This is a genomic window from Candidatus Poriferisodalis sp. (genome assembly GCF_965221945.1).
Classification (GTDB): Bacteria; Actinomycetota; Acidimicrobiia; order Acidimicrobiales; family Poriferisodalaceae; genus Poriferisodalis.
On the sequence record NZ_OZ244925.1, the window covers coordinates 1,779,374 to 1,800,625 of the forward strand.

Genomic DNA, 21,252 nt, shown 5'->3' on the forward strand with positions numbered 1-21,252 from the left:
CACAACCCAACCAAAGGAATGCCCCCATGACCCACAGCACCACCCGCCGAAACGATGCCGGCCTCACCACCCTGGAATGGCTGCTCATCGTGGCCGCCGTCGCCGGACTCGCCGCGCTTGCCGTTGTGCTCGTCCAGAACGTGGTGGACGACACCGCCGAACAGCTCGGCGGCAGCAGTGCACGCGCAACTGCCGCCAACGTCGCAGCCGACACCGTCATCCGCGAAGCCCGCACCGCATCGCCCGACGACGCCCGCTACAACACCTGGCAGCGGTGGGAGCTCTACTTCACCGCCCGCTGCGAACGCCTCGAGATCCTCTACAGCGACACCAGCCTCGACGTGGAGGCCGTCTTCGTGAGACCCACCGGCGCCACCGGCGCTACGCCTCCCACCGTCGGCGAGCTCAACAAAGCCGACACAGACGTACCAGGCACCGGCAAGCCCCAAGCCATCTGCCGACGCAAACCCTGATCCCACATCACTCGTTCTGACGCTCGCCAGTCGCGGGCGGTGCGGGCTCAACGGGGGCCGTCTCGAACGGGCGGAAACGCTCGCGTTCACCCCGAACGTTCTGCAGGCTGCACACCGGCAGCTTGTGCACCTCGAACCAGCCGCCCCCCGCATCGAGCACACCCGGCTTCCAGAACGGCAGCGCCTCCGTGTCAGCAAAAGTGATCCCCAAACGGGCGCAGCGCTCGCCGTAGCGCCGATTCAGCACATCGGCCTCAAACTGGTCCGCCGGGTGATGGGCTCGCCATTCCCGCGTGACCGAGTCCGCCGCGACACGCGCCGCCCGGAAACGGGCACTGAAACTCCCCGCATCCAGACCCACGTCACGCACCACCGACTGCACCGCCACCACCGCCATAGCCGCCAAGGCAGCCGATGCCGCGGCCACCAGCAGCCACTCCAACGACGACAAGCCCGTCTTGCCACGAACCCGGAACCGCGCAACACCAAGCACCATTGAGACAGTACGGCCCCCCGGACGCTCCCCCGTGTGCGCTGACGAATCCGGCACCAATGAGAGCGCTCAAGACTCGGCCGTTCTTCGCAACCACGCAGTGAGGGCGTCGGTGCTCTCACAACGTCGTATCGACGTCACTTCGCCTAGCGTTCGCTCATGGCTCGAGTTGATCCTTCAGTGCTGGAGATGCCGGCCGATGCCGGCCCCGGCACGATGCCGTACTTCTCCCACATCGACACCTGGCTGCGAGCTGAGATCGACGGTCTCAGCGACTCCCAGCTCGACCTCGACGACCAGTCTCCCGACCGGGAATTGATGTGGTGGTCGATCCGGCGGCAGATCTCGCACGTTGCCTGGGTGTCGCTGATCTTCTCGAAACGCCGCTGCGGTTCCCTGCTGTGGCCGGATGATGACATCCCAGAGCCGATCGTGTGGTCCGAGCACCACCAGGGCCCCAACAACAAGCACGGCCTGCGTCTCGACCCAGCGCTGTTCTGGGACGTGGGTGACCTGCTCGACAAGCTGGATCTCGGCCTGAGTTGGATGCGCCATGTCGTAGCGGAACACCCCATCGAGACCTTCCGCGAGATGGTCGAATCACGTCACAGCACGCTCTTCTGGGACGACGCCATCACCGTGCTGCCACGGGGTGCCTGGCACGACCCTGACGACGAGCGCCTCATCGTGAACACGCTCGAGTGCGCGATCTGGATGCTCTTCTACGAGATGTCCTCGCACATCCGCAGTATTCAGCGCCTCAAGGAGATCCAGGGACTGCCGGCCGCTGTCGAGATGACGCGCTTCGGCTACCTGCGCCTCCCCCACTATTGGGGTGAGACCGAAGCGCCGGCCCCAAGCATCACCAAGCTGTAGCCGCCATGGCGCCGAAGATCATTCTCGACTGCGACCCCGGTCATGACGACGCCGTCGCCATCCTGCTGGCGGCTCGTCATTGCGAACTGCTGGCCATCACGACCGTGTCGGGGAATGCGCCGCTGCACATGACCACGGCGAATGCACTGCTCATGTGCCAGCTCGCGGGCCTCGACGTGCCGGTGCACTCCGGTGCCGACCGGCCCCTGGTGGTGCCGGCCGCCCATGCACCGCGCGCCCATGGACACACCGGATTGGACGGCCCGCCCCGGCCGGAGGTGCACCGCACCGCAGCGGGCAACGATGCGGTGAGCTGCATCATCGAGACAGTCCGGGCTCACGACGACGTCTGGCTCGTCCCGGTCGGACCGCTGACCAACGTGGCGCTCGCCGTTCGGCAAGCTCCCGACATCGTCGAGCGTGTGGCAGGCATATCGCTCATGGGCGGTGCGGTGGGACCAGGCAATGTCACGCCGACAGCCGAGTTCAACATCTGGGCCGACCCCCATGCCGCGCAGATCGTGTTTGCCTGCGGCGCACCGCTCGTTCGCATGGCAGGGCTCAACCTCACCCACCAGCTGTGCGTGGGGCCCGATGTCATCGCTCAACTCCGCGACCACGGCAGCACGGCGGCGACGTTTGTGGCCGGACTGTTCGATTTCTACCTCGCTGGCTATCGCGAGCGGGCCGGCCTGGAAGCTGCGCCCCTGCATGATCCCTGCGCAGTCCTGGCGGTCACCCATCCCGATCTGTTCAACTTCGTCGCCCGCCGCGTCGACGTGGAGACATCGGGCGAGTTCACGCGCGGCATGACGGTGGTCGACGAGCGACCAGGAACCGATGCCGTACCCAACAGCGAGGTTGCCTACCGCATCGATGCCGTCGCGGCCCTCGAACTCATCGTCGACGCCGTGTTCAGCTACGACTGACGGCCAGTCCAGCGCCGCCTTCCGCTCGGGCCGCATCTGCCGCTCTTGTTCGCTTCGCTCACCGGCCGCTCGGGCCGGGGGCCTCGGTACCGTTGCCGCTGTGTCGGAGAACAGCTCAGCATTCCGGCTGAGCCAGTACAGCCACGGTGCGGGCTGAGCGTGCAAGCTCGGACCTTCCGAGCTGGCGCAGGTGCTGCGCCATCTGACTCCCCCGTCTCACCCCGATCTCGTCGTCGGTACCGACACCAGTGACGACGCGGCCGTGTGGCGGCTCGCCGACGGCCAACTGCTGGTGAGCTCGGCCGACTTCTTCGCTCCGATCATCGATGACGCCCGCACGTGGGGGCGCATAGCTGCGGCCAACGCCGCCAGCGACATCTATGCGATGGGCGCCAGGCCGTTGTTCGCACTCAACTTGGCTGCCTGGCCACGCGACGTGCTGCCGCTGGACCTGCTGGGCGAGGTGCTTGCCGGCGGCGCGGACGCCGCGTCAGACGGCGGGTGGATCGTGGCCGGCGGTCACACCATCGACGGACCCGAACCGCTCTACGGCATGGCGGTGACCGGCGTCTGCGCAGCAGGTGCCCACGGGACAGGCCTGCTCACGAATGCCGGCGGGCAGCCCGGCCAAGCGCTGGTGCTCACCAAGCCGCTCGGTACCGGTCTGCTGGCGACAGCGCTCATGCGCTCGGAACCAGAATTGGTCTCCCAAGGGGGCGAACTGCACGCCGCCTACGAGGCCGGCATCGTCGAGATGGGCCGGCTCAATGCTGCAGCGACGGACATCGCACTGTCGGTGGGTGCGACGGCAGCAACCGATATCACCGGGTTCGGCTTGCTCGGCCATCTGGCGGAGCTGGCCATGGGCAGCGGCCTCAGTGCTGTGGTGGACGCGCCGGCAGTGCCACTGCTGCCTGATGTTCTTGGGCTCGCGAAGGGCGGCTTCGCGCCAGGTGGCACTCAGCGCAATCTCGATCATCTGGACGGTCGGCTTGACGGCGGCGACACGCTGTCCCGAACCGTGCTGGGCGACCCGCAGACCTCGGGCGGCCTGCTGTTCAGCTGCGAGCCGGGGCGAGCCGGCATCGCCATGCGCCAGTTGCGCGACTGCGGGCATGACGCAGCGGTGATCGGCGAACTCACTGAGGGAAACACCGGCACCATCACCATCACCGGCAATGTCGGCCCGGGCGCCGATTGAAGCTGACACATGGTCGCTTCACAGGAGCAGACCGGCGGCACCGCAGAGTCGTCGGGACCAGCCGCAGCACCGGCACGCGCCACCGGCCGAACATTGCGCCGTGGTGTGTTTCCCGGCTCTTTCAATCCGCCGACGAACGCGCACCTCGCGATCAGCGAGGCGGTACGCACCCAGCATGCTCTCGACGTGCTCGTGTGGTCGGTGAGCCGGGTAGCCCTTGCCAAGGAAGAGGTGTTGCGTCCCCGACTGGTTGATCGGGTCAGGGTGCTCACTTGGATTGCCGAACGGTTCGACTGGCTGGAAGTCAGCGTGACCGATGTGCAACTGCTGTCGGAAATCTCCGCCGGCTTCGACGTCATCGTGATGGGTGCCGACAAGTGGCACCAGATTCACGACTCGGTCTTCTACGGCAACGACTCCTCCCGCCGCGATGCATCGATCGCATCACTGCCAACGGTGGCGATCGCTGCTCGTCCGCCGCATGAGTGTCCTGCCCATCTGGTGCTCAACCTGCCGGACTGGGTGGGCGCAGTGTCGAGCACGCAGGCCCGCACCACCGATCCGGATCTGATGGTCCCCGAGGCGGCGCGCTTCGACGCCGAGACCGGCGCGTGGACCGATCCAGCGCGTTACGAAAAGTGGCTTGTGCGCCAGCAGGAGCCTGGCAGCGAGCACGCGTAGGGTCAGTGGCAGCCACACGCCTCACTGCTGAACGAAGCGGATCAAACTCCGGAGATCGCGATGGACGAGATTCTCGACGTGGACCTGTTGGCATTCGAGCAAGGCTCTGCGACGCAGCGCCGAGCGGTCACCGACGGCGTCATGACCAGCCTGCGGACCGGCTTCGTCTACACAGCGCACGACCTGTCGGGCGACTCGCTCGACGACGCCTACGGCGTGCTCGGCAGGTTCTTCGCGCTCGAACCTGACGCCAAGGCGCGCTATGTCGATACTGAGTCGTTTGGTGCCCGCGGCTACACCGGACCGCTCACCGAGACCGCCGCCATCTCCGATCTGCCCGACTGGAAGGAGATGTTCAACTGGAGCGACCTGCCGCCGGCCGGCCATCCGCTCACGGTCAAGTACGCGCGCTGGTACCCACCGTCCGTCTTCCCGGACGCCGACATTACCGGCGCAGGCGAGATCCTCACGGAGTTCCATCGCCGGCTTGTGGACTTGCAACGGCGATTCCTGCGGGTCATCGCCGAGGGGATCGGCGCCCACGAGACCTATTTCGACAACATGACCAACTACGGCACGCACCTCAGCCGGGCCATCCACTACCCGCCGATGTCGAGCGCCCCAGACGGCGGTGCTGAGGGTCACATCTGGGCCGACGAACACGCCGACATCAACCTCATCACTGCACTGCCACGCGCGAGCGACCGCGGCCTGCAGGTACGCATCGACGGCGAATGGGTGGAGGCAGCTCCGCCTGCCGACCACGTCATCGTCAACTCGGGGATCATGCTGGAGCACGTCACCAACGGCCTGATCGGCGCCGGCTGGCACCGAGTGAAGGCCGACCCTGACCAGCGCGCCGACCGGCTCAGCGTGGTGCAGTTCTGTCACCCCCGGCCCTCCACAGTGCTCACACCAGCACCGTCAACGGTCACCGCCGAGCGGCCGTGCCGCTACGAGGCCGTCTCAGCCGAAGATCGGCTCGAAGAAGTGATCTGGGAGATCAACCTGATCCCCGACGCCCGCCGCGTCGAGTAACTGCGCCCGCTGCTGTACATCCGAAAAATCTGACGCGTATGCGTCGAGGGAGTGCGCGACACTGCGTGCTTTGTGGCTGAAGGGTCAGGCCGATGATTGACGAGCAGTTTCGGGCGCGTCTATTTGCCGTGTCGGGATTGAGACAAGAGGCCGAGCAGGAGATCCGGGCGACCCAGAGCGCCCCGAACTGCTCCTGAGCGATGAGAGAGCGAGGCACGGGGTGGCCGACGAAGAGCAAGAGGGACGCTATTTCGGATTCGAGGAAGGCGTCCCTGACGGCGGGGTGTATTCGAACTATGTGCAAGCGTCCTACACGCGCCACGAGTTCACACTCGATTTCGTCGTGATGCCTTCGAGCTTCGTGGATTGCGATGGCACCATCGTGGGGAGGCTCAAGCTGACGCCCGCAGTGGCTGACGATCTGGTCGCAATCCTCGCTCAGGCTACGATTGAGCACCGGGAAGCCTACGGAGGCGTCCCGAGGCCGTCGGAGGAAGGAGAGCGTCCCGATGCGAACTGACCGCAAGCGCGCCATGCGCAAGTCCCCGGTTCCCAAGACTGCCAAGGCGCTCACCTTGGCGGAGCTGAAGGAGCTTGCAGCGTCCGCTCCCCGAGATTGCTCCGACGACTACAAGGCCAGTCCTGCCATCGGCACTGCTGCGCCTGAGGCTGTCTGAGGCTCTTTCGCCTGACGGCCGCCGGGTTGGGTAGCCCCGCCGGCTATAGATCGAGCAACGCGTTCTCGATCACCTCGGTCAGCGCAGGGTGAATGTAGAACTGGTCGTGCGCCATCTGATCGACGGTCAGCCCGAATGTCATGCCCGAGATGAGCTGCTGGATCAACGTGGAAGCCTGCGGACCGATGATGTGGGCGCCGAGCAGCTCACGGGTCTCGGCGTGTGCAATTAGCTTGGCGAAGCTGGTGCGGTCCTCCATGGCCCAGCCGTAGGCCGTGTGGCCGAACGGCTTGTTGGCCACCGAGATGGGCAGGCCGGCTGCCCGAGCATCTCGCTCAGTGAGGCCGACCGACGCGACTTGCGGGTGCGAGAACACTGCATGGGGCACCAGCCGTTCGGACACCGTGTGCATTGGACCGTCTGCGGCGCCCTCGGCTACGAGCAGGTTGTGCCGAATTGCGCGCACCTGAGCGTTGGCGAGGTGCTTGAGCTGGATCTCGCTGGCAAGATCGCCGAAGGACCACACCCACGGCGCGCTCGCTCGGAAGTGCTCGTCAACAAGCACGCGACCGCCGTCGTGGGCCACCCCGGCCGCATCGAGGTTCAACAAATCGCCGTTGGGAACCCGGCCCGTGGCCACGAGCAGGACATCAGCGTTCACCTGCTGGTGCTCCCCGCCGATGCTCAGCTCCACCGAGACGCCGCCGCTCGGCTCTGGGCTCACCTGGGTGATCGTCGCGCCGAGCCGCAGATCGAAGTGTCGCTGCGCTGCACGGGTATATGCCTCGGAAACGTCATCATCCTCGGCCCGCAACAGCTGCTCGCTGCGGTTGATCATTGTGACCTCGGTGCCGAGCGCCGAGAACACGTAGCCCAACTCGGCAGCGATGTAGCCCCCGCCCAACACGATCATCCGCTGCGGCAGCTCGTTAAGCCGCATGACGGTGTCGGACGTGTGGTACGGCGTGCGTTCAAGGCCAGGGAACGGCGGTATGAACGGCCGTGCCCCCGCTCCCAGCACGACGTGACGGCCCCGGATGCGCTCCGTACCGCCGTCGTTCAGCCGGACCTCGAGCTCACGTTCGCCCACGAAGTGCGCCTGGCCCAGAAAGACGTCGATGTTCGGGCAGGCAGTCCCGCAGCGGAACACCTTGCCGCCTTCGGCGATCGGGTCGATGCGCCCGAAGACTCGATTCCGGATGGCGGGCCAATCCGCGCCCTCGAAGGTGGCCGAGATGCCATAGGCAGCGGCGGTGTGGATGGTGTCGGCCACATCTGCCGCGTATACGAACATCTTCGACGGGATGCACCCCACGTTCAGGCAGGTGCCGCCGAACCTGCTGCGCTCCACGAGTGCGATCGACCAGTCGTCGAATTCGGGACCCGGGATCGAATTTGCCGAACCGCTGCCGACGATGATGAGATCGAAACTGTTTGGATCGGACGCAGCCGGCATCACACGAGTGCCTGATAGACGAGCGCCTTCAGCTCAGGCCGGATGGGATGAGTGCTCGACGGCAGCAGCTGCGTCAGGAAGACGACAGTGATGTCCTCGACCGGATCCACCCAAAAGGCCGTCGATGCGGCACCTCCCCAAGCGAACTCGCCCTTGCTGGACACCACCTTGGCCTTCGCAGGATCGAGCACGACAGAGAAGCCCAGCCCGAAGCCCACTCCATCGAAAGGCGCCTCGGAGAACAGCGCCCGGCCGCACTCGGTGAGGTCAGTGCCGCCAGGCAGGTGATTGCTGGCCATGAATTCAAGGGTGCGCCGACCGATGACGCGGACCCCGTTGAGCTCGCCGCCGCTGCGAAGCATCTGGGTGAACCGGTGGTAGTCGCCCATGGTCGACACCAGGCCGCCGCCGCCGGACAGGATCTTGGGCGGCGCCAAGTAGGCAGACGTGCGCGGATCGTCCAGAAGGGTGCGCCGCAGGCCCGGATCGTCGGGGCGGTACGCCGGAATTGATGGCCCCGTGTTGCCCGCAAAGTCGCTCGCTGCCAGGACGGCTGTCGTGTAGTTGGCTGCGAAGCGCTCAGCGTCGGCGGAGGGCACTTCGAAGCCCGTGTCGGCCATGCCCAGCGGTCCGGTCACGTGCTCGACGAGGTAGTCGTCGAGGGATTGGCCAGAGACGAGCTCGACGACACGGCCTAGGACGTCGGTGGAGTAGCTGTAGTTCCATTCGGTGCCGGGATCGAAGAGCAGCGGGAGCGATGCGAGGGCTTCGCAGGTTTCTTCGAGATTGCCAGGAGCCCCCCAGTTGAAGCCATTCGCCCGGTAGAGCGCATCGACCGCGTTCGAGAAGTGAAAGTCGTACGTCAGGCCCGAGGTATGGGTCAACAAGCTGTGGATCGTGACCTCGCTGGCCGGTTCGGTTGTCTGGTACTGCATCACGTTGCCGCCCGCGAACACGCGCGCATTCGCGAACGACGGAATCCACCGAGACACCGGGTCCTTGAGCTGGAAGAGGCCCTGTTCGTACATCTGCATGGCTGCGATCGACACGATCGGCTTGGTCATCGAGTAGATGCGATAGATCGTGTCGGACGTGACCGGCAGGGACCGCTCGCAATCCCGATCGCCGTAGCGGTGGGTGTACGCGATCTTGCCGCCGCGCGTCACGAGTGCCGAGACGCCGGGCAGGCGGCCATCGTCGACGTAGCGATTCAGGTGCGTTGTGATGCGTCCCAGCCGGGCAGGGTCGAACCCCACCTCGGTCGGCTCGACTTCCGCCTCAATCGATCCCATCACTGCCTCCGACGGTTCTGCGCTGCGATTTCGCAGGTTACGGCGCAGGTGCGCGCAGGGCGCGTCGCCAGGGGGTGAGCGAGCACTCGCTCCGTCGCACAGGTGATTCGAGCGTCTGGGTGAGCGCGTTATATCGACATTGATCGAGACAACACAGCCATCGAAGAAATAGATCGAAGATAATGCACTTGACAGCAACCGAGTCGGCACGGCTAAAGTGCGCACGCTCGCCGGGCACATTGCCATCCGGCCTGAGGTCCCGGCATCAATTGTGGGAACGGAAGGCAGAGTGGTCGTGACGAGAACCTATGAATTCAGTGTGTATGCGGAAGGTGCCGACCTCACCGCTGCTTCGACGGTCGAACAACTGGAACGAGCTGGCTATACCCATCCCGCAGCTGCGGCAAGCGTTGGAATTCAAGCGCTCGTGTTCTCCCGGCCCGCAGAACGCCTCGCCGATGCTGCCGAATCAGCAGCGGCGGAGGCAGAGTGCATCGCTGAAGTGTGGATTGCCCGCAACGTCCGAAGCGGTGCCGTGGCGGTGTTCGACCCCGTCACGATGGAACCCATGGACCTTGATGCCGATCCGACGCCGACCGACCCGACTGGTGCGATGCCGGCGCGGCCCCAGCGGAGAATCGGTCGCTCCCAGCACATCGGTTCGCCTCTCCCGTTGCGCTAGCCAGCGCAGGAGGGGACTGGTCTCGCGAGGCCGGTCCTAGAGTTCTCCGGTGTGGATGTCGGCAGCAGGCGAGATGACTGACGAGCAGTTGCTCTCGCGGCTGCTGATTGTGCGGCACGGTGAATCAGTGGCAATGGCTGAGGGAATCGTCGGCGGACCCAAGGGATGCCGCGGCCTCACCGACCGGGGTCATGCTCAGGCTGCAGCACTCCGTGACAGATTCGCGGCCGGGCGCGAACCTGAGGTGCACTTCGTGTACACGTCTCCATTGCCGCGGGCTCGTGAGACCACCGACATCGTGCTGCCGGCACTAGGCGGGGGCGAGCGGGGCAACCTCGACGTTCGCATCCATGACGACCTCGAGGAAATGCGTCTTGGTCCCATCGACGGCATGACGTGGGAGGCCGCACGTCAGCAATTCGCTTTCGTCCGCTCTGACGGGCAGCCCTACGCACCGGTTGTACCCGGTGGGGAGAGCCGAGCCGGGTTCCGTCACAGAGTTGCGCAAGTGCTGAATGACATTGCAGCATCGCATCCGGGCGCCACGGTGTTCGTGGGGTGCCATGGCGGAATCGTGTCCGCAGCGATGGCGATGGCATTCGGCATCCCGCCCGCCCAGCCGGGCGTCGGCGTAGTCACTGCGGTGACCTCGATCACCGAGCTCGAGCTGCTTGACGGCGATAACGGGCTGCTCGACGGCGACAAAGGGCGACGCTGGCAAGTGCGTCGCTTCAACGACGCTGCCCATCTCACCGCCGTCGAAGCGGTCTGAACCGATAGCCCCCGCTTCGCAGAACACACAGGCTCTGCGACCTTCTAGCTTGGCGTTGTCGGGAGACTGGAGGACCGGATGCTGGTCGAACGAATTGAAGCCAAGTGGATCGACGCCTTTGCGTCGGTCTTCGAGATGTGCGGCGTCGAGCCGCCCCAAACTGCCGCAATCTTGTCGGAGAGCCAGAGCAGGGCCGTCAACGTGAACCTGGCCGAACTGGCGCTGGATCGCCTCGGCGCACCGCCTATCCACGTCGTCGTGCCCACGCCGCGCCAGTCGGCGCCGGTACCCGTGAGGTCAACGGGAGCATCGGATGCGATCGCCGGCTCGACGGCGGTCCTTGCAGCCCTCGGCGCTGTGGACTTTGTCGTCGACTGCACGGTGGAGGGACTGCTGCACGCACCGGAGCTCCCGAAGATCCTGGGCGAGGGCACCCGGATCCTGATGGTCTCCAACGAGCATCCTGAAGCGCTGGAGCGACTCCTGCCGGCGCCTGACCTCGAGCCGAAGGTGAAGGTCGGCATCAAGAAGCTCATCGGTGCTTGCGAGATGGCTGTGACCTCGGCCGCAGGCACCGACCTGGTCGTCGACGTGAGCGAGGCCCCGTGCGGGGGCGGCTGGGGGTACACCTCGCGGCCGGGAACGATCAGCCATTGGCCCGGCGGTCTGTGCCTCGCATTCCCCAAGGCCGGAACCGTGAACGGCACCATCGTGATGGACCGCGGCGACATGAACCTCACGTTCAAGCGCTATATCGAGTCACCGGTCACGCTGCACATCAGCGACGACTACGTCGTCGAAGTGGAAGGCACCGGCACTGACGCTGCGCTGTTCCGCAGCTACACCGACGCCTGGGGCGACCGGGAGGCATACGCGACCAGCCACGTGGGATGGGGCATGAACCCGGGCGCGCGTTGGGACACCATGTCGATGTACGACCGAAGCCAGACCAACGGCACCGAACAACGGGCCTTCGCCGGCAACTTCCTGTACTCCACGGGGGCGAACGAGCACGCCGGCCGCCACACGCTCGGGCACTTCGACTTGCCGATGCGGAATCACAGCGTGCTGCTCGATGGCGAGGCGGTTGTGATCTCCGGTGTGCTGCAAGGCGATCTGGCCTGAGCACAAGCGCCAGCGACCTGCCAACCGGTCCCTACCAGCCAGCACTGTGAGCGACCCCCGCCCGCTGGCTACCGGAGCCGACCTTGCAGCTCGCGTCGAACGCTGGGCCGACCACTGCCCGGACGCGACCGCTCTGGCATTCGAAGGGGTCGAGCACACCTACGGCTCCTTCGCCAATCAGATCGTCGCTACTGCGAGCTGGCTGGCGGCTGCGGGCATCGGCGAGGGCGACTGCGTGGCGTGGCTCGGTCCGAATCGGCCAGCCGCACTGAGGTTGATGCTCGGCTGTTCCTGGCTGGGCGCCATCTACCTCCCCCTGAACTCGCGCCTGGCACCGCCCGAGCACCGGTGGATCCTCGACCACGCCGGACCGAGCCTGCTGGCCGTCGACACTGAATTCGAAGAGCACGCGGCATTGATCGGCACGCAATGCGACACCCTGGTCGTGCCTGATGAGCCCCACGACTTCAGCGCCCCGAAAGGGGCACCTGCCCGCCGGGGCACGCCGGCACACCCGGTGCTGCTGGCATACACCTCAGGTACCACCGGACACCCCAAGGGCGCACTGCTGGACCAAGCGGCCATGGCAGCCAATGCCGTCAACTCCACGCACGCACACGACCTCACCAGCGCTGATCGGGTGCTGACGGCCATTCCGTTGTTCCACGTCGGCGGGCTCAACATCCAGACGCTCCCGGCGGTGCTGGGCGGAGCGGCGGTGCTAATCCATCGCGCCTTCGATCCCGGGCTGTTTATCTCCGACGTTGAGCAGTGGCAGCCCACCTGGACGGTGCTGGTACCGGCAGCGCTCGCCGCCGTTGCCGCTCACCCGCGCTTCGCGAGTGCCGATCTCGGCTCGCTGCGCGGGATCATGACGGGATCGTCACCTGTTCCCAGTGCCGTCACCGGGCCGTACTTCGAGCGGGGCCTGCCGGTCGGGCAGATCTACGGTTCCACTGAAACGGCCCCGATCGCCGTACACCTGCGCTGCGACGAAGCGGCCGACCATCCGGGTTCGTGCGGCAAGCCGTCGACGATGTGCGAGGTGCGCATCGTCACCGACGCTGGCACCGATGCGCTGCCTGGCGAGCATGGCGAGCTGTGGGTACGCGGCCAAAGCATTCTGCGGGAGTACTGGCGGGACCCGCTGGCAACCGCTGAGGCACTCACCGACGGCTGGTTCCGTACCGGCGACGTCGGTCACGCTGACGCCAGCGGTTGGATCTTCATCGATGACCGGCGCAAGGACATGATCATCTCCGGCGGCGAGAACATCTACCCAGCAGAACTCGAAGAGGTGCTCGCCCGCAGCGACCTCGTCGCGGAAACCACCGTCGTGGGAGTGCCCGATGAACGTTGGGGCGAGGTTCCGGTGATCGTGGCGGTGCGTGCTGCACCGTCTGCAGACACGCTCGGCCTCGAAGCCGGGTCCGACGATGCTGAGTCTGACGATGCCATCGCAGCAGCCCTGCTGCGCCTGTTCGACGGTCAGCTTGCGCGGTTCAAGCAGCCCAAGGCCGTCATCTGGCTCGACGAGCTGCCTCGCACCGCCTTGGGCAAAGTACGTAAGCACGAGGTGAAGGCGATGCTGGCGGAGCGCCGCACGGCAACACCCGACCACCGGAGGACCGCAAGATGAGCCAAGACTCCCCCGACCACGCCACGCAGTCCACGCCAGAGCCCACCGACGTCGCATTCATCGGGCTCGGCGTGATGGGCTACCCGATGGCCGGCCATCTCGCCGCGGCGGGCCACCGTGTCACCGTGTTCAATCGCACCACGAGCGTCGCGCAGCGGTGGTCCGACGAACACCCCGGAACAATCGCTACGACGCCCTCGAACGCCGCCGACGAGGCGGAGATCGTGTTCATGTGCGTGGGCGCCGACAACGACGTGCGAGCCGTCGCCTACGGCGATGACGGGGCTTTGGCCGCCATGAGCGAGGGATCGATCCTCGTCGACCACACCACCGCCTCGGCCGACCTTGCACGAGAGCTGTCTGATGAGGGCGCTGCGCGTGGGGTGGGCTTTGTCGACGCACCGGTGTCGGGCGGCGAAGCGGGCGCGCGCAGCGGCGTCCTGACCGTCATGTGCGGCGGCGCCGCCGAGCACTTCGAACGGGCCCGCCCGGTCATCGACGCCTACGCCCGGGCTGTCACGCTCATCGGGCCCGCGGGCTCGGGGCAGCTCACCAAGATGGTGAACCAGATCTGCATTGCCGGGCTGGTTCAAGCGCTGTCCGAAGGCCTTGAGTTCGGTCGCCGGGCAGGACTCGATCTCGACGCCGTACTGGACACGATTTCGCAGGGAGCCGCTGGGTCCTGGCAGATGTCCAACCGCGGCACGACGATGATGGCCGACGAGTTCGACTTCGGCTTCGCCGTCGACTGGATGCGCAAGGACCTCGGTATCGTGCTGTCCGAGGCACAGCGCAACGGCGCTCGGTTGCCGGTCACCGCGCTGGTTGACCAGTACTACAAGCGCATCGGTGAGCTCGGCGGCGGCCGCTGGGACACCTCCAGCCTCATCGCCCTGCTGCGCCCTCCTGACCACCAGTCCTGAGCCGACGTTTGAAACGTTCCAGCTCGGGGCGCGCACACTCGGGATACCTCATCCTCAGCTGCTGATTGCCACCGCATTTCGTATCCGTCTCTCTACTCTGAGTCTTCTCGGCTGCCAATCGCGCTGTCGGGGCCTTGACCACGCGACTGGTGGGAGCCGCCATGCAGACTTCGGGCTCGCGCGGCGCGGTTCCAGCACGTCGCCAGCGCTCAAGACTCGCCTTCGCGGCATTCGTATTGGCGTTTGCGGGTGTTGTGGCGCCAGTTCGCGAGCCCTCTGTGTCGGCGCAGACACTGACGTGCAACAGCGGCACCGCCGTGCCGAATCCCACCGGCAACTCCAGCCTCGTTGCAGACTGCGAAACACTGCTCGGCCTCAAGTCCACGCTGGCTGGATCGGGCCGGCTCAATTGGTCGGCGTCACGTGCGATGACGGGGTGGACGGGCATCACGATGTCGGGCGGTCGCGTGACGGAACTCCGGCTGAGCAGCACCGGTTTGAGCGGCACGATCCCAACCGAACTGGGCAGCTTGAGCGGCCTCACCACGATCTCCATGCCCTCGAACGACCTCAGCGGAAGCATCCCGGCATCGATCGGCAATCTCACCAATCTCCGCCATCTCAACCTCGCGCGCAACGAACTGCGAAAGCCGCTGCCGACGCAGCTGGGCAATCTCTCCAACCTTGAGACGCTCAGCCTCACCAGCAACTTCTTCCTCCAAGCCCTTCCGCCCTCGTTCGGGAATCTCACCAACCTGCGCCATTTGGATCTCTCCGGCACCGACCTGCTCGGCCACATTCCTTCACAGCTGGGAAATCTCTCCAACCTCACCGAGCTCCACCTCGCCGGCAATCAGCACTTTGGCACGATTCCCTCACAGCTCGGCAATCTCTCCAACCTCAAGGTGCTGTACCTCACGGGCAACGGTCTGAGCGGCAGCATTCCGGCCTCGCTCGGCAATCTGACGAACCTCACGAGACTGGAACTCAACCTCAACAACCTCACGGGCGACATCCCCATCGAGCTCGAGAAGCTGGTGGAGTTGGAAGAATTCAGACTCGCCGACAACAATTTGACTGGTTGCGTGCCCGGATCGTTGTCGTATGTTTCGAAACACGACATCGCCGAACTCGGGCTCCCGTACTGCCGAGCCAAGCCAATCTTCCGGACCTCGGAATCCAGACTGCGCAGCATCCCAGAGGGAGCGACCGTGGGAACCGCCGTGGGCAGGCCCGTGGCTGCGGTGGATCGCGACGGCGACCCGCTGACGTACGCGCTCGGGGGCGCCGACACGGGCAATTTCCAGATCGATGCATCGTCGGGACAGCTGCGAGTTGCGGCAGCCCTCGATCGGGAATCCCAGGAGACTCACTCCTTCACGGTCTCGGTGCACGACGGCACTGACCGCGACGGGGAACCGGTCACGTCGACCGACACGACGATCGACGTGACCGTCACGATCCTCGACGTGGACGAGGAGCCCACGGTGACCGGTCCGGCCACCGCAACAACAACCGAGAACGCCGACACCGTCCTGAACTACTACTACGCCGACGATCCTGAAGGCGCCGAGATCGCCTGGACGGTGGCAGGGGTCGACAAACAGGCATTCGAAATCGACAGCCACGGCGCGCTGCGTTTCGCCGTTCCGCCCGACTTCGAGTCGCCGACAGACCGGGGCGGGGACAATAGCTACGACCTGCTGGTCCAGGCATCCGACGGATCAAACACAGTCTCGCTTGCGGTCGCGGTGTCCGTGACGGGCATCGACGAAGCACCGGTGCTGCTGGGCCCCCGTGCAGTCAGCCTGTCGGAGAACATCTCTGGCGAACTGGGCCGATACCGGGCGATCGATCCTGAAAATGCCACGGTGACCCTGGCACTCGGCGGCGGTGACTCCGGATCGCTGAGCCTGGGTGACGACGGTGTGTTGAGCCTCGACAGCGCCCCGGATTTCGAACAGCCCGGCGACGTTGACCGCGACGGCGTGTACGAGGTCAGCATCGAGGCGTCCGATGGCGCGCTGACCACCTCGCGGGCGGTGCGCATCGGAGTGCGGGACGTGAACGAGGCACCGACCGTGAGCGGCGACACCTCGATCGAGCGAGATGAGCTGTACACCGATGACACCTCGATCATCGGTCGGTACTCCGTCGACGATCCTGAGTCCGGGGATGTCGAGTGGAGTGTTGCGGGGAGAGACGGCGCTGATTTTGCGATCGACGCGTTCGGCCAGCTGAAATTTGCCAAGACGCCGGATTTCGAGTCGGCCGCCGACGCGAATCGGGACAACGTCTTCGGGATCACCGTCGAAGCGTTCGACGGCGACCACACCGGTTCGCTCGCCGTAACCGTCAAGGTCTCGAATATCGACGAGAGTCCGGAGCTGCGCCCCTTCGGGCTGTATCCGCAAGTAGGCAACTCGGTGCATCTGAGCCTCGGCGATCCCGACGGCAGCGTGACAGGCACGCAGTGGAGTTGGCAACGCTCGTCGAACCGTGTCAGCTGGTCGACGATCAGCGCCGCCACGTCAAGTTCGTACTACCCGACATCGGGCGACCAGGGCCGATACCTACGCGTCAACGTCAGCTACAACGACGGTGAGGGCGACAACAAGACAGAGCGGTTCACATGGAACAGCGCGGTACGTGCTGAGCCTTCCAGCAACACGGCCCCCTACTTCGACTCGACTGCGGCAGCGCAACGATCGGTACCAGAGACCGATCCAGCCGGCTACGCCGTCGGGCCCCCCGTCAGCGCCGATGACGACGATGACGATCCCCTCGTCTACTCCCTGAGCGGCGTGGGCAACGGCTCTTTCAGGATCGACGCGACAACAGGTCAGATCCGCACACATGCGCCGCTCGACGGATATCCGGGCCAAGCGTTTCATCTCACGGTCAACGCTGCGGACCCGTCGGGTGCGAGGGCTCAACGACCCGTCACCATCACTGTTCAAGACCAGCCGCAAGCACCCGTGCTGACCGGCCCCCGCGTCGTGCATATCGACGAACGAAACACAGAGGTCGCTTTGTTCGGCGCATACGATCCTGACCGCGGCGCGCTCGGCTGGAGCCTCGGCGGGCCCGACGAAGATGATCTTCAGATCAGCACGCGCGGCGAGCTGAGGTTCCAGCAGTTCCCGGACGCCAATGCGCCGGCCGATGCGAATCTCGATAACACCTATGAGGTCGACGTCCGCGTTTCCGATGGCAGCTTCACGGCCACGCAGCGTGTCCGGATCACTGTCGCTGACCTCGATGAATTCGGAAGCGTGTCACTGTCGGAATCGCAACCGACGGGAACTGCGGTGACAGCGACACTGAGCGACCCCGACGGCGACATCGCCAATCTGAGGTGGGAGTGGCAACGCAAGCGCTCCAGCGGGGAATGGACACCCATTCCCCGCTCCGCCTCGAACACCTACATCGTCACGAGGAGCGACTCTGGGTATTCCCTGCGCGCCGAAGCCGTCTATGACGACGACCATGGACCTGTCAAGTCGGCTTCCAGCTCCGGCGGTTCGTCAACGACGTCGACTATGTCGAACGACAACGGAGGCAACTCCCAAACAATCAGCAGCTCACGCTTGAACACCACCGGTGGCGGTGGTGGCGGAGGCGGCGGCGGCATCGATGGCGTGGAAGGGACGACGCTGTTTGTTGCCAATGGCTGGAGTCCAGCGGACGTCGGAGTTGCTGCGGCATTCGCAGCCCGCACAGCAGGCGCCGCGGTCGTCTACACCGAAGGTGACCGCCTTCCGGCTGCAGTCCGGGCGCTCCTCGACATCCGAACCGTTCACCTCATTGCGATCATCGGCGGTGAGACCGCCGTGTCCGAAGCAGTGCGCCAGTCGCTTGCCGCCTCCGAGCCGTTTGCGGACATCAAGCGCATCACGGGAGCGACGCGTGTCGAGACGTCAGTTCGAGCCGCCCGCTTGGCCCTCGACGGCACGCGTGCGGGGAACGCAGTGCTGATCGTCGCCAATGGATGGAGGCCGCCCGACATCGGCATTGCCGCAACGTTGGCGGCGCGCCTGCCCTACTCGGCTGTCGTCTACACGGAGACCGCCGAGCTCGGAGCAGAGTTGCGTCAGCTCATCGCGGACACATCTCCCAGCAGCATCCTCGTCGTCGGTGGCACGGCAGCGGTATCACAGACCGTCGAGGACCAGATCCGTGCAGCCGCTCCCGACACAGGCGTCGAGCGCATCAACGGCAGCTCACGGACCCACACCGCACAGCTCACCGCGCAGTACCTCGACGAGCACTCCACGCCCGTTCCCGCCAACGAACGGGTCGTCATCGTGGCCAGCGGCTGGAGCCCGCCCGACATCGGCGTCGCAGCCGCGCTCTCGGCACGCACGCCTGGCGCCCTCGTCGTCTACACGGCACCCGGCATGCTGCCGGCCGAAACAGGAGAACTTCTCAGACTCGTCCAGCCGAGGTTGGTTCGCATCATTGGCGGGACCAACGCGATTCCCACCGCCGTTCAGAACGAGATCGCGGCTCTCTTGCCGTCGGGCGGCAGGACGCAACGCACCAGCGGCCAGACCCGGATTCACACATCCGTCAACGTTGCCCGCGGAATCCTGCCGAGGGACTAGGTGCCCGTAGTCCGCCCCGGTGTCGTCACGGCTCCCCCGCTCGAGCGGTACCGTGCGGGCCCGTGACGCACAGCGACCGCATCCTGATGGGACCGGGGCCGTCCAACCCCTATCCCGAAGTCATCGAAGCCTTCACCCGACCGGTGCTCGGCCACCTCGATCCCGAGTTCATTGCTCTGCTGGACGAGATCAACGCGCGCCTTCGAACCGTCTGGCAGACCCAGAACCTGCTGACGTTCCCCGTGAGCGCCACCGGTTCGGCAGGCATGGAGGCCGCCTTCTGCAACTTCGTGGAGCCCGCCGACACCGTCGTCATCGGCGTCAACGGCGTCTTCGGCACCCGCATGTGTGACGTCGCTTCACGATGCGGCGCCAATGTTGTCGCCGTCGAGGAGCCGTGGGGCCGCGCTATCGACCCCCAGCGGCTCATCGACGCGCACCCCTCGCCCAAGATCATCGCGGTGGTGCATGCGGAGACCTCCACGGGTGTGCGCAACGACATCGCCCCGCTCGGTGAGGCCAAGGGTGATGCACTGTTGCTCGTCGACTGTGTCACGTCGCTGGGCGGGATCCCGGTCGACATCGACGGATGGGGCACCGACATCGCTTACAGCGGCACCCAGAAGTGTCTCGGGGTGCCACCGGGCCTTGCCCCCCTCACTGTCAGCGACCGCGCTCTCGAATCACTCGTGGCCAAGCCCCAGAGCTGGTACCTCGACCTCAACATGATCCGGGCCTATGTCGTCGGGGAGGGCGCTCGCGCCTACCACCACACGGCCCCGATCTCGATGCTCTACGCGCTGCACGCCGGCCTCGGAGCGGTGCTTGATGAAGGGCTCCACAACGCTTGGGCACGCCATCAGGCCTGCGGGGATGAGTTGCACGCCCGCCTGCCGGAACTGGGCTTCGAGCTGTGGGCCCAAGAGGGCCACCGGCTGCCCGAGCTGACCACCGTCACGCTGCCAGCAGGCTTTGACGACGTCGCCGGGCGGCGTACCCTGCTCGAGCGCTACGGCATCGAGGTGGGCGGCGGGCTGGGTCCCGTGGCAGGAAAGGTGTGGCGCATCGGCTGTATGGGCCACACAGCCCGGATGCGCAACGTCAGGATGCTGCTCGGCGCGCTCGAAGAACTGGTGGCAGCCTGAGCTGCGGTCCGTGCCTCCTCTGGGGCCCGATCAGGGCGTCGGGTGCAACGGCAGCCGTTCTTTGCCGAGCGCCGCTCGGTAGGTGTTGTGGAAGTGATGCAATGCCGGCTCGTTGCGTCCGAACACGACGTGCTCAAGCGCCCCACTGCTGGCTGAGCGCTGCTGGCTGGCGCTCATCGCGTAGTCCTCATCGCGGATGATGTTCCCGAAACCACGAGCGACCTCCTCGGCGAAGTGAGCGGCGTCTGCATCTGATGCAGCGTCAGACGCTGTGTCGAGCGAAACATGAGGTCGCAAGTAGAACGAGATGCGGCTGATGTGCCGCCCCGGGTACCGGGCGTCGGGATAGGCACGGACCACGTACACAACACTGCCTGACGGGATGAACTGGACATTCGGGAACAGCCAGTACACCGGCAGTGTGGCGGTGCACAGATCCCAGTCGTCGGGCGACAGCTTGCGCACGTCGTCGATCTCGCGCCGGCACAGCAGCATCCGGTGATTCCGGCCGAAGGTGTCATAGCACTGCACGTTGCCGTAGAAGGCCCCATACAGCGTGTCGGCATGCAGCACCGGAAAGTGGTAGGTCTCGCCGAAGGTGTCCATGGCGAGCTTCCAGTTGCACGCCACGTCGTACCGGTCGCCGCCGAGCCACCTCAGCTCGCCGAGATCCCAATCGGCGAGGTCGGCTGCCAATTCGGCACCCAACAGCTCGTCGGGATCGATGACGCCGCCGGGCACCGGATGCACCCACAGCAGGCCGTGCTTCTCGACCGCAGGCAACGGGACCAAGCCGAGCTCTGAGCGGTCCAGCTCCCCGAATTGGTCGGATTTCGGCAATCCCACCAATGTCCCGTCGCCGTCGTAGGTCCAGTTGTGGAACGGGCAGGCAAAACGCCGCTTGGTGCCGCGCTCTGCTGTTTCGACGACGACGCCACGGTGCCGGCAGACATTCACGAACGCCTTGAATTCCCCCGATGCTGAGCGCGTCAGCAGGATCGGCGTACTCAGTTCGTCGAAGGTCATGAACGAACCCGGTTCGGGGAGGTCGCCCGACAGCCCGACGATCTGGGGGTATCGATCGAAGAACTCCCGCTGCTCGAGTGCTGCGAGTTCTGGATCGGCATACGCCGACGTGGGGTTGTAACGCACACCGCCGGCATCGACGTTGGTGCCAGAGTCGAGGCGCGCGAGCAGCGTCTTGATCTGATCGATTTGTTCTGCGCGCTTCACAGCCGGAATT

At 65.6% G+C, this 21,252-nt stretch carries 19 protein-coding genes; 15 read left to right on the forward strand and 4 right to left on the reverse strand.

All coding sequences use genetic code 11. The annotated features are described in order from the left end of the window. The first annotated feature begins 26 nt into the window (after positions 1 to 26). A complete protein-coding gene (locus tag ACOQPH_RS08295) occupies positions 27 to 473 on the forward strand; it encodes a hypothetical protein (RefSeq protein ID WP_420624158.1) in 447 nt (148 codons plus the stop codon). A gap of 7 nt (positions 474 to 480) precedes the next feature. On the opposite strand, the gene ACOQPH_RS08300 is transcribed toward ACOQPH_RS08295, so the two are convergent. Continuing rightward, the gene (locus ACOQPH_RS08300; protein WP_420624159.1) at positions 481 to 966 is read right to left on the reverse strand and encodes a hypothetical protein; all 486 of its coding nucleotides are present in this window, start codon (positions 964 to 966) and stop codon (positions 481 to 483) included. A 159-nt stretch (positions 967 to 1,125) separates the two neighbouring features. On the opposite strand from ACOQPH_RS08300, the gene ACOQPH_RS08305 reads away from it, so the two are divergent. The 7 genes from ACOQPH_RS08305 (at position 1,126) to ACOQPH_RS08335 (ending at position 6,368) form a co-directional block, all read left to right on the forward strand. Further along, positions 1,126 to 1,842, forward strand: a complete 717-nt coding sequence (locus ACOQPH_RS08305; RefSeq protein ID WP_420624160.1) for a hypothetical protein — start codon at positions 1,126 to 1,128, stop codon at positions 1,840 to 1,842. A gap of 5 nt (positions 1,843 to 1,847) precedes the next feature. Continuing rightward, positions 1,848 to 2,771, forward strand: a complete 924-nt coding sequence (locus tag ACOQPH_RS08310; protein ID WP_420624161.1) for a nucleoside hydrolase — start codon at positions 1,848 to 1,850, stop codon at positions 2,769 to 2,771. A 100-nt stretch (positions 2,772 to 2,871) separates the two neighbouring features. Beyond that, complete coding sequence (selD, locus tag ACOQPH_RS08315) at positions 2,872 to 3,972, forward strand: selenide, water dikinase SelD (RefSeq protein WP_420624162.1); 1,101 nt, start codon at positions 2,872 to 2,874, stop codon at positions 3,970 to 3,972. A 9-nt stretch (positions 3,973 to 3,981) separates the two neighbouring features. Next, positions 3,982 to 4,653: a hypothetical protein gene (locus ACOQPH_RS08320; RefSeq protein WP_420624163.1), complete on the forward strand. Its 672-nt coding sequence runs from the start codon at positions 3,982 to 3,984 to the stop codon at positions 4,651 to 4,653. Between the two features lie 60 nt (positions 4,654 to 4,713). Beyond that, positions 4,714 to 5,691, forward strand: coding sequence for an isopenicillin N synthase family dioxygenase (locus ACOQPH_RS08325; RefSeq protein ID WP_420624164.1), 978 nt, complete (start codon positions 4,714 to 4,716; stop codon positions 5,689 to 5,691). A gap of 220 nt (positions 5,692 to 5,911) precedes the next feature. Continuing rightward, entirely contained in the window at positions 5,912 to 6,211 is a 300-nt protein-coding gene (locus ACOQPH_RS08330; protein WP_420624165.1) for a hypothetical protein, read from the forward strand. Beyond that, on the forward strand, positions 6,201 to 6,368 hold the full coding sequence (locus tag ACOQPH_RS08335) for a hypothetical protein (RefSeq protein WP_420624166.1): 168 nt from the start codon (positions 6,201 to 6,203) through the stop codon (positions 6,366 to 6,368). Before ACOQPH_RS08330 ends, ACOQPH_RS08335 begins: the two co-directional genes overlap by 11 nt. A 43-nt stretch (positions 6,369 to 6,411) precedes the next feature. On the opposite strand, the gene ACOQPH_RS08340 is transcribed toward ACOQPH_RS08335, so the two are convergent. Continuing rightward, a complete protein-coding gene (locus ACOQPH_RS08340) occupies positions 6,412 to 7,824 on the reverse strand; it encodes a mycothione reductase (RefSeq protein WP_420624167.1) in 1,413 nt (470 codons plus the stop codon). After that, a complete protein-coding gene (locus ACOQPH_RS08345; RefSeq protein WP_420624168.1) occupies positions 7,824 to 9,116 on the reverse strand; it encodes a serine hydrolase domain-containing protein in 1,293 nt (430 codons plus the stop codon). Before ACOQPH_RS08345 ends, ACOQPH_RS08340 begins: the two co-directional genes overlap by 1 nt. A gap of 295 nt (positions 9,117 to 9,411) precedes the next feature. Between ACOQPH_RS08345 and ACOQPH_RS08350 the strand changes: the two genes are divergently transcribed. The 7 genes from ACOQPH_RS08350 (at position 9,412) to ACOQPH_RS08380 (ending at position 20,009) form a co-directional block, all read left to right on the forward strand. Then, positions 9,412 to 9,798, forward strand: a complete 387-nt coding sequence (locus ACOQPH_RS08350; protein WP_420624169.1) for a hypothetical protein — start codon at positions 9,412 to 9,414, stop codon at positions 9,796 to 9,798. A 55-nt stretch (positions 9,799 to 9,853) separates the two neighbouring features. Further along, positions 9,854 to 10,570: a histidine phosphatase family protein gene (locus tag ACOQPH_RS08355; RefSeq protein ID WP_420624328.1), complete on the forward strand. Its 717-nt coding sequence runs from the start codon at positions 9,854 to 9,856 to the stop codon at positions 10,568 to 10,570. 78 nt (positions 10,571 to 10,648) lie between these two features. Then, positions 10,649 to 11,695 (forward strand): peptidase M29, encoded by a 1,047-nt coding sequence (locus ACOQPH_RS08360; RefSeq protein WP_420624170.1) that lies wholly within the window; start codon positions 10,649 to 10,651, stop codon positions 11,693 to 11,695. Positions 11,696 to 11,741: 46 nt separating this feature from the next. Continuing rightward, entirely contained in the window at positions 11,742 to 13,334 is a 1,593-nt protein-coding gene (locus ACOQPH_RS08365; RefSeq protein ID WP_420624171.1) for a class I adenylate-forming enzyme family protein, read from the forward strand. Further along, entirely contained in the window at positions 13,331 to 14,257 is a 927-nt protein-coding gene (locus tag ACOQPH_RS08370; protein ID WP_420624172.1) for an NAD(P)-dependent oxidoreductase, read from the forward strand. Before ACOQPH_RS08365 ends, ACOQPH_RS08370 begins: the two co-directional genes overlap by 4 nt. A 161-nt stretch (positions 14,258 to 14,418) precedes the next feature. Further along, the gene (locus ACOQPH_RS08375; RefSeq protein ID WP_420624173.1) at positions 14,419 to 18,864 is read left to right on the forward strand and encodes a cadherin domain-containing protein; all 4,446 of its coding nucleotides are present in this window, start codon (positions 14,419 to 14,421) and stop codon (positions 18,862 to 18,864) included. Between the two features lie 62 nt (positions 18,865 to 18,926). Beyond that, positions 18,927 to 20,009 (forward strand): pyridoxal-phosphate-dependent aminotransferase family protein, encoded by a 1,083-nt coding sequence (locus ACOQPH_RS08380; protein ID WP_420624174.1) that lies wholly within the window; start codon positions 18,927 to 18,929, stop codon positions 20,007 to 20,009. A gap of 30 nt (positions 20,010 to 20,039) precedes the next feature. Here the strand turns inward: ACOQPH_RS08380 and ACOQPH_RS08385 are convergent, their stop codons facing one another. Continuing rightward, entirely contained in the window at positions 20,040 to 21,242 is a 1,203-nt protein-coding gene (locus ACOQPH_RS08385) for an aromatic ring-hydroxylating oxygenase subunit alpha (protein WP_420624175.1), read from the reverse strand. Positions 21,243 to 21,252 lie beyond the last annotated feature (10 nt).

Excerpts from the sequence above, each read along its gene's own strand:
- ACOQPH_RS08310 (WP_420624161.1), top strand. The coding sequence starts at position 1,848 with ATGGCGCCGAAGATCATTCTCGACTGCGACCCCGGTCATGACGACGCC.
- ACOQPH_RS08355 (WP_420624328.1), top strand. The coding sequence starts at position 9,854 with ATGTCGGCAGCAGGCGAGATGACTGACGAGCAGTTGCTCTCGCGGCTG.
- ACOQPH_RS08295 (WP_420624158.1), top strand. The coding sequence starts at position 27 with ATGACCCACAGCACCACCCGCCGAAACGATGCCGGCCTCACCACCCTG.
- ACOQPH_RS08335 (WP_420624166.1), top strand. The coding sequence starts at position 6,201 with ATGCGAACTGACCGCAAGCGCGCCATGCGCAAGTCCCCGGTTCCCAAG.
- ACOQPH_RS08305 (WP_420624160.1), top strand. The coding sequence starts at position 1,126 with ATGGCTCGAGTTGATCCTTCAGTGCTGGAGATGCCGGCCGATGCCGGC.
- ACOQPH_RS08325 (WP_420624164.1), top strand. The coding sequence starts at position 4,714 with ATGGACGAGATTCTCGACGTGGACCTGTTGGCATTCGAGCAAGGCTCT.
- ACOQPH_RS08340 (WP_420624167.1), bottom strand. The coding sequence starts at position 7,824 with ATGCCGGCTGCGTCCGATCCAAACAGTTTCGATCTCATCATCGTCGGC.
- ACOQPH_RS08345 (WP_420624168.1), bottom strand. The coding sequence starts at position 9,116 with ATGGGATCGATTGAGGCGGAAGTCGAGCCGACCGAGGTGGGGTTCGAC.
- ACOQPH_RS08375 (WP_420624173.1), top strand. The coding sequence starts at position 14,419 with ATGCAGACTTCGGGCTCGCGCGGCGCGGTTCCAGCACGTCGCCAGCGC.
- ACOQPH_RS08360 (WP_420624170.1), top strand. The coding sequence starts at position 10,649 with ATGCTGGTCGAACGAATTGAAGCCAAGTGGATCGACGCCTTTGCGTCG.
- ACOQPH_RS08320 (WP_420624163.1), top strand. The coding sequence starts at position 3,982 with ATGGTCGCTTCACAGGAGCAGACCGGCGGCACCGCAGAGTCGTCGGGA.
- ACOQPH_RS08370 (WP_420624172.1), top strand. The coding sequence starts at position 13,331 with ATGAGCCAAGACTCCCCCGACCACGCCACGCAGTCCACGCCAGAGCCC.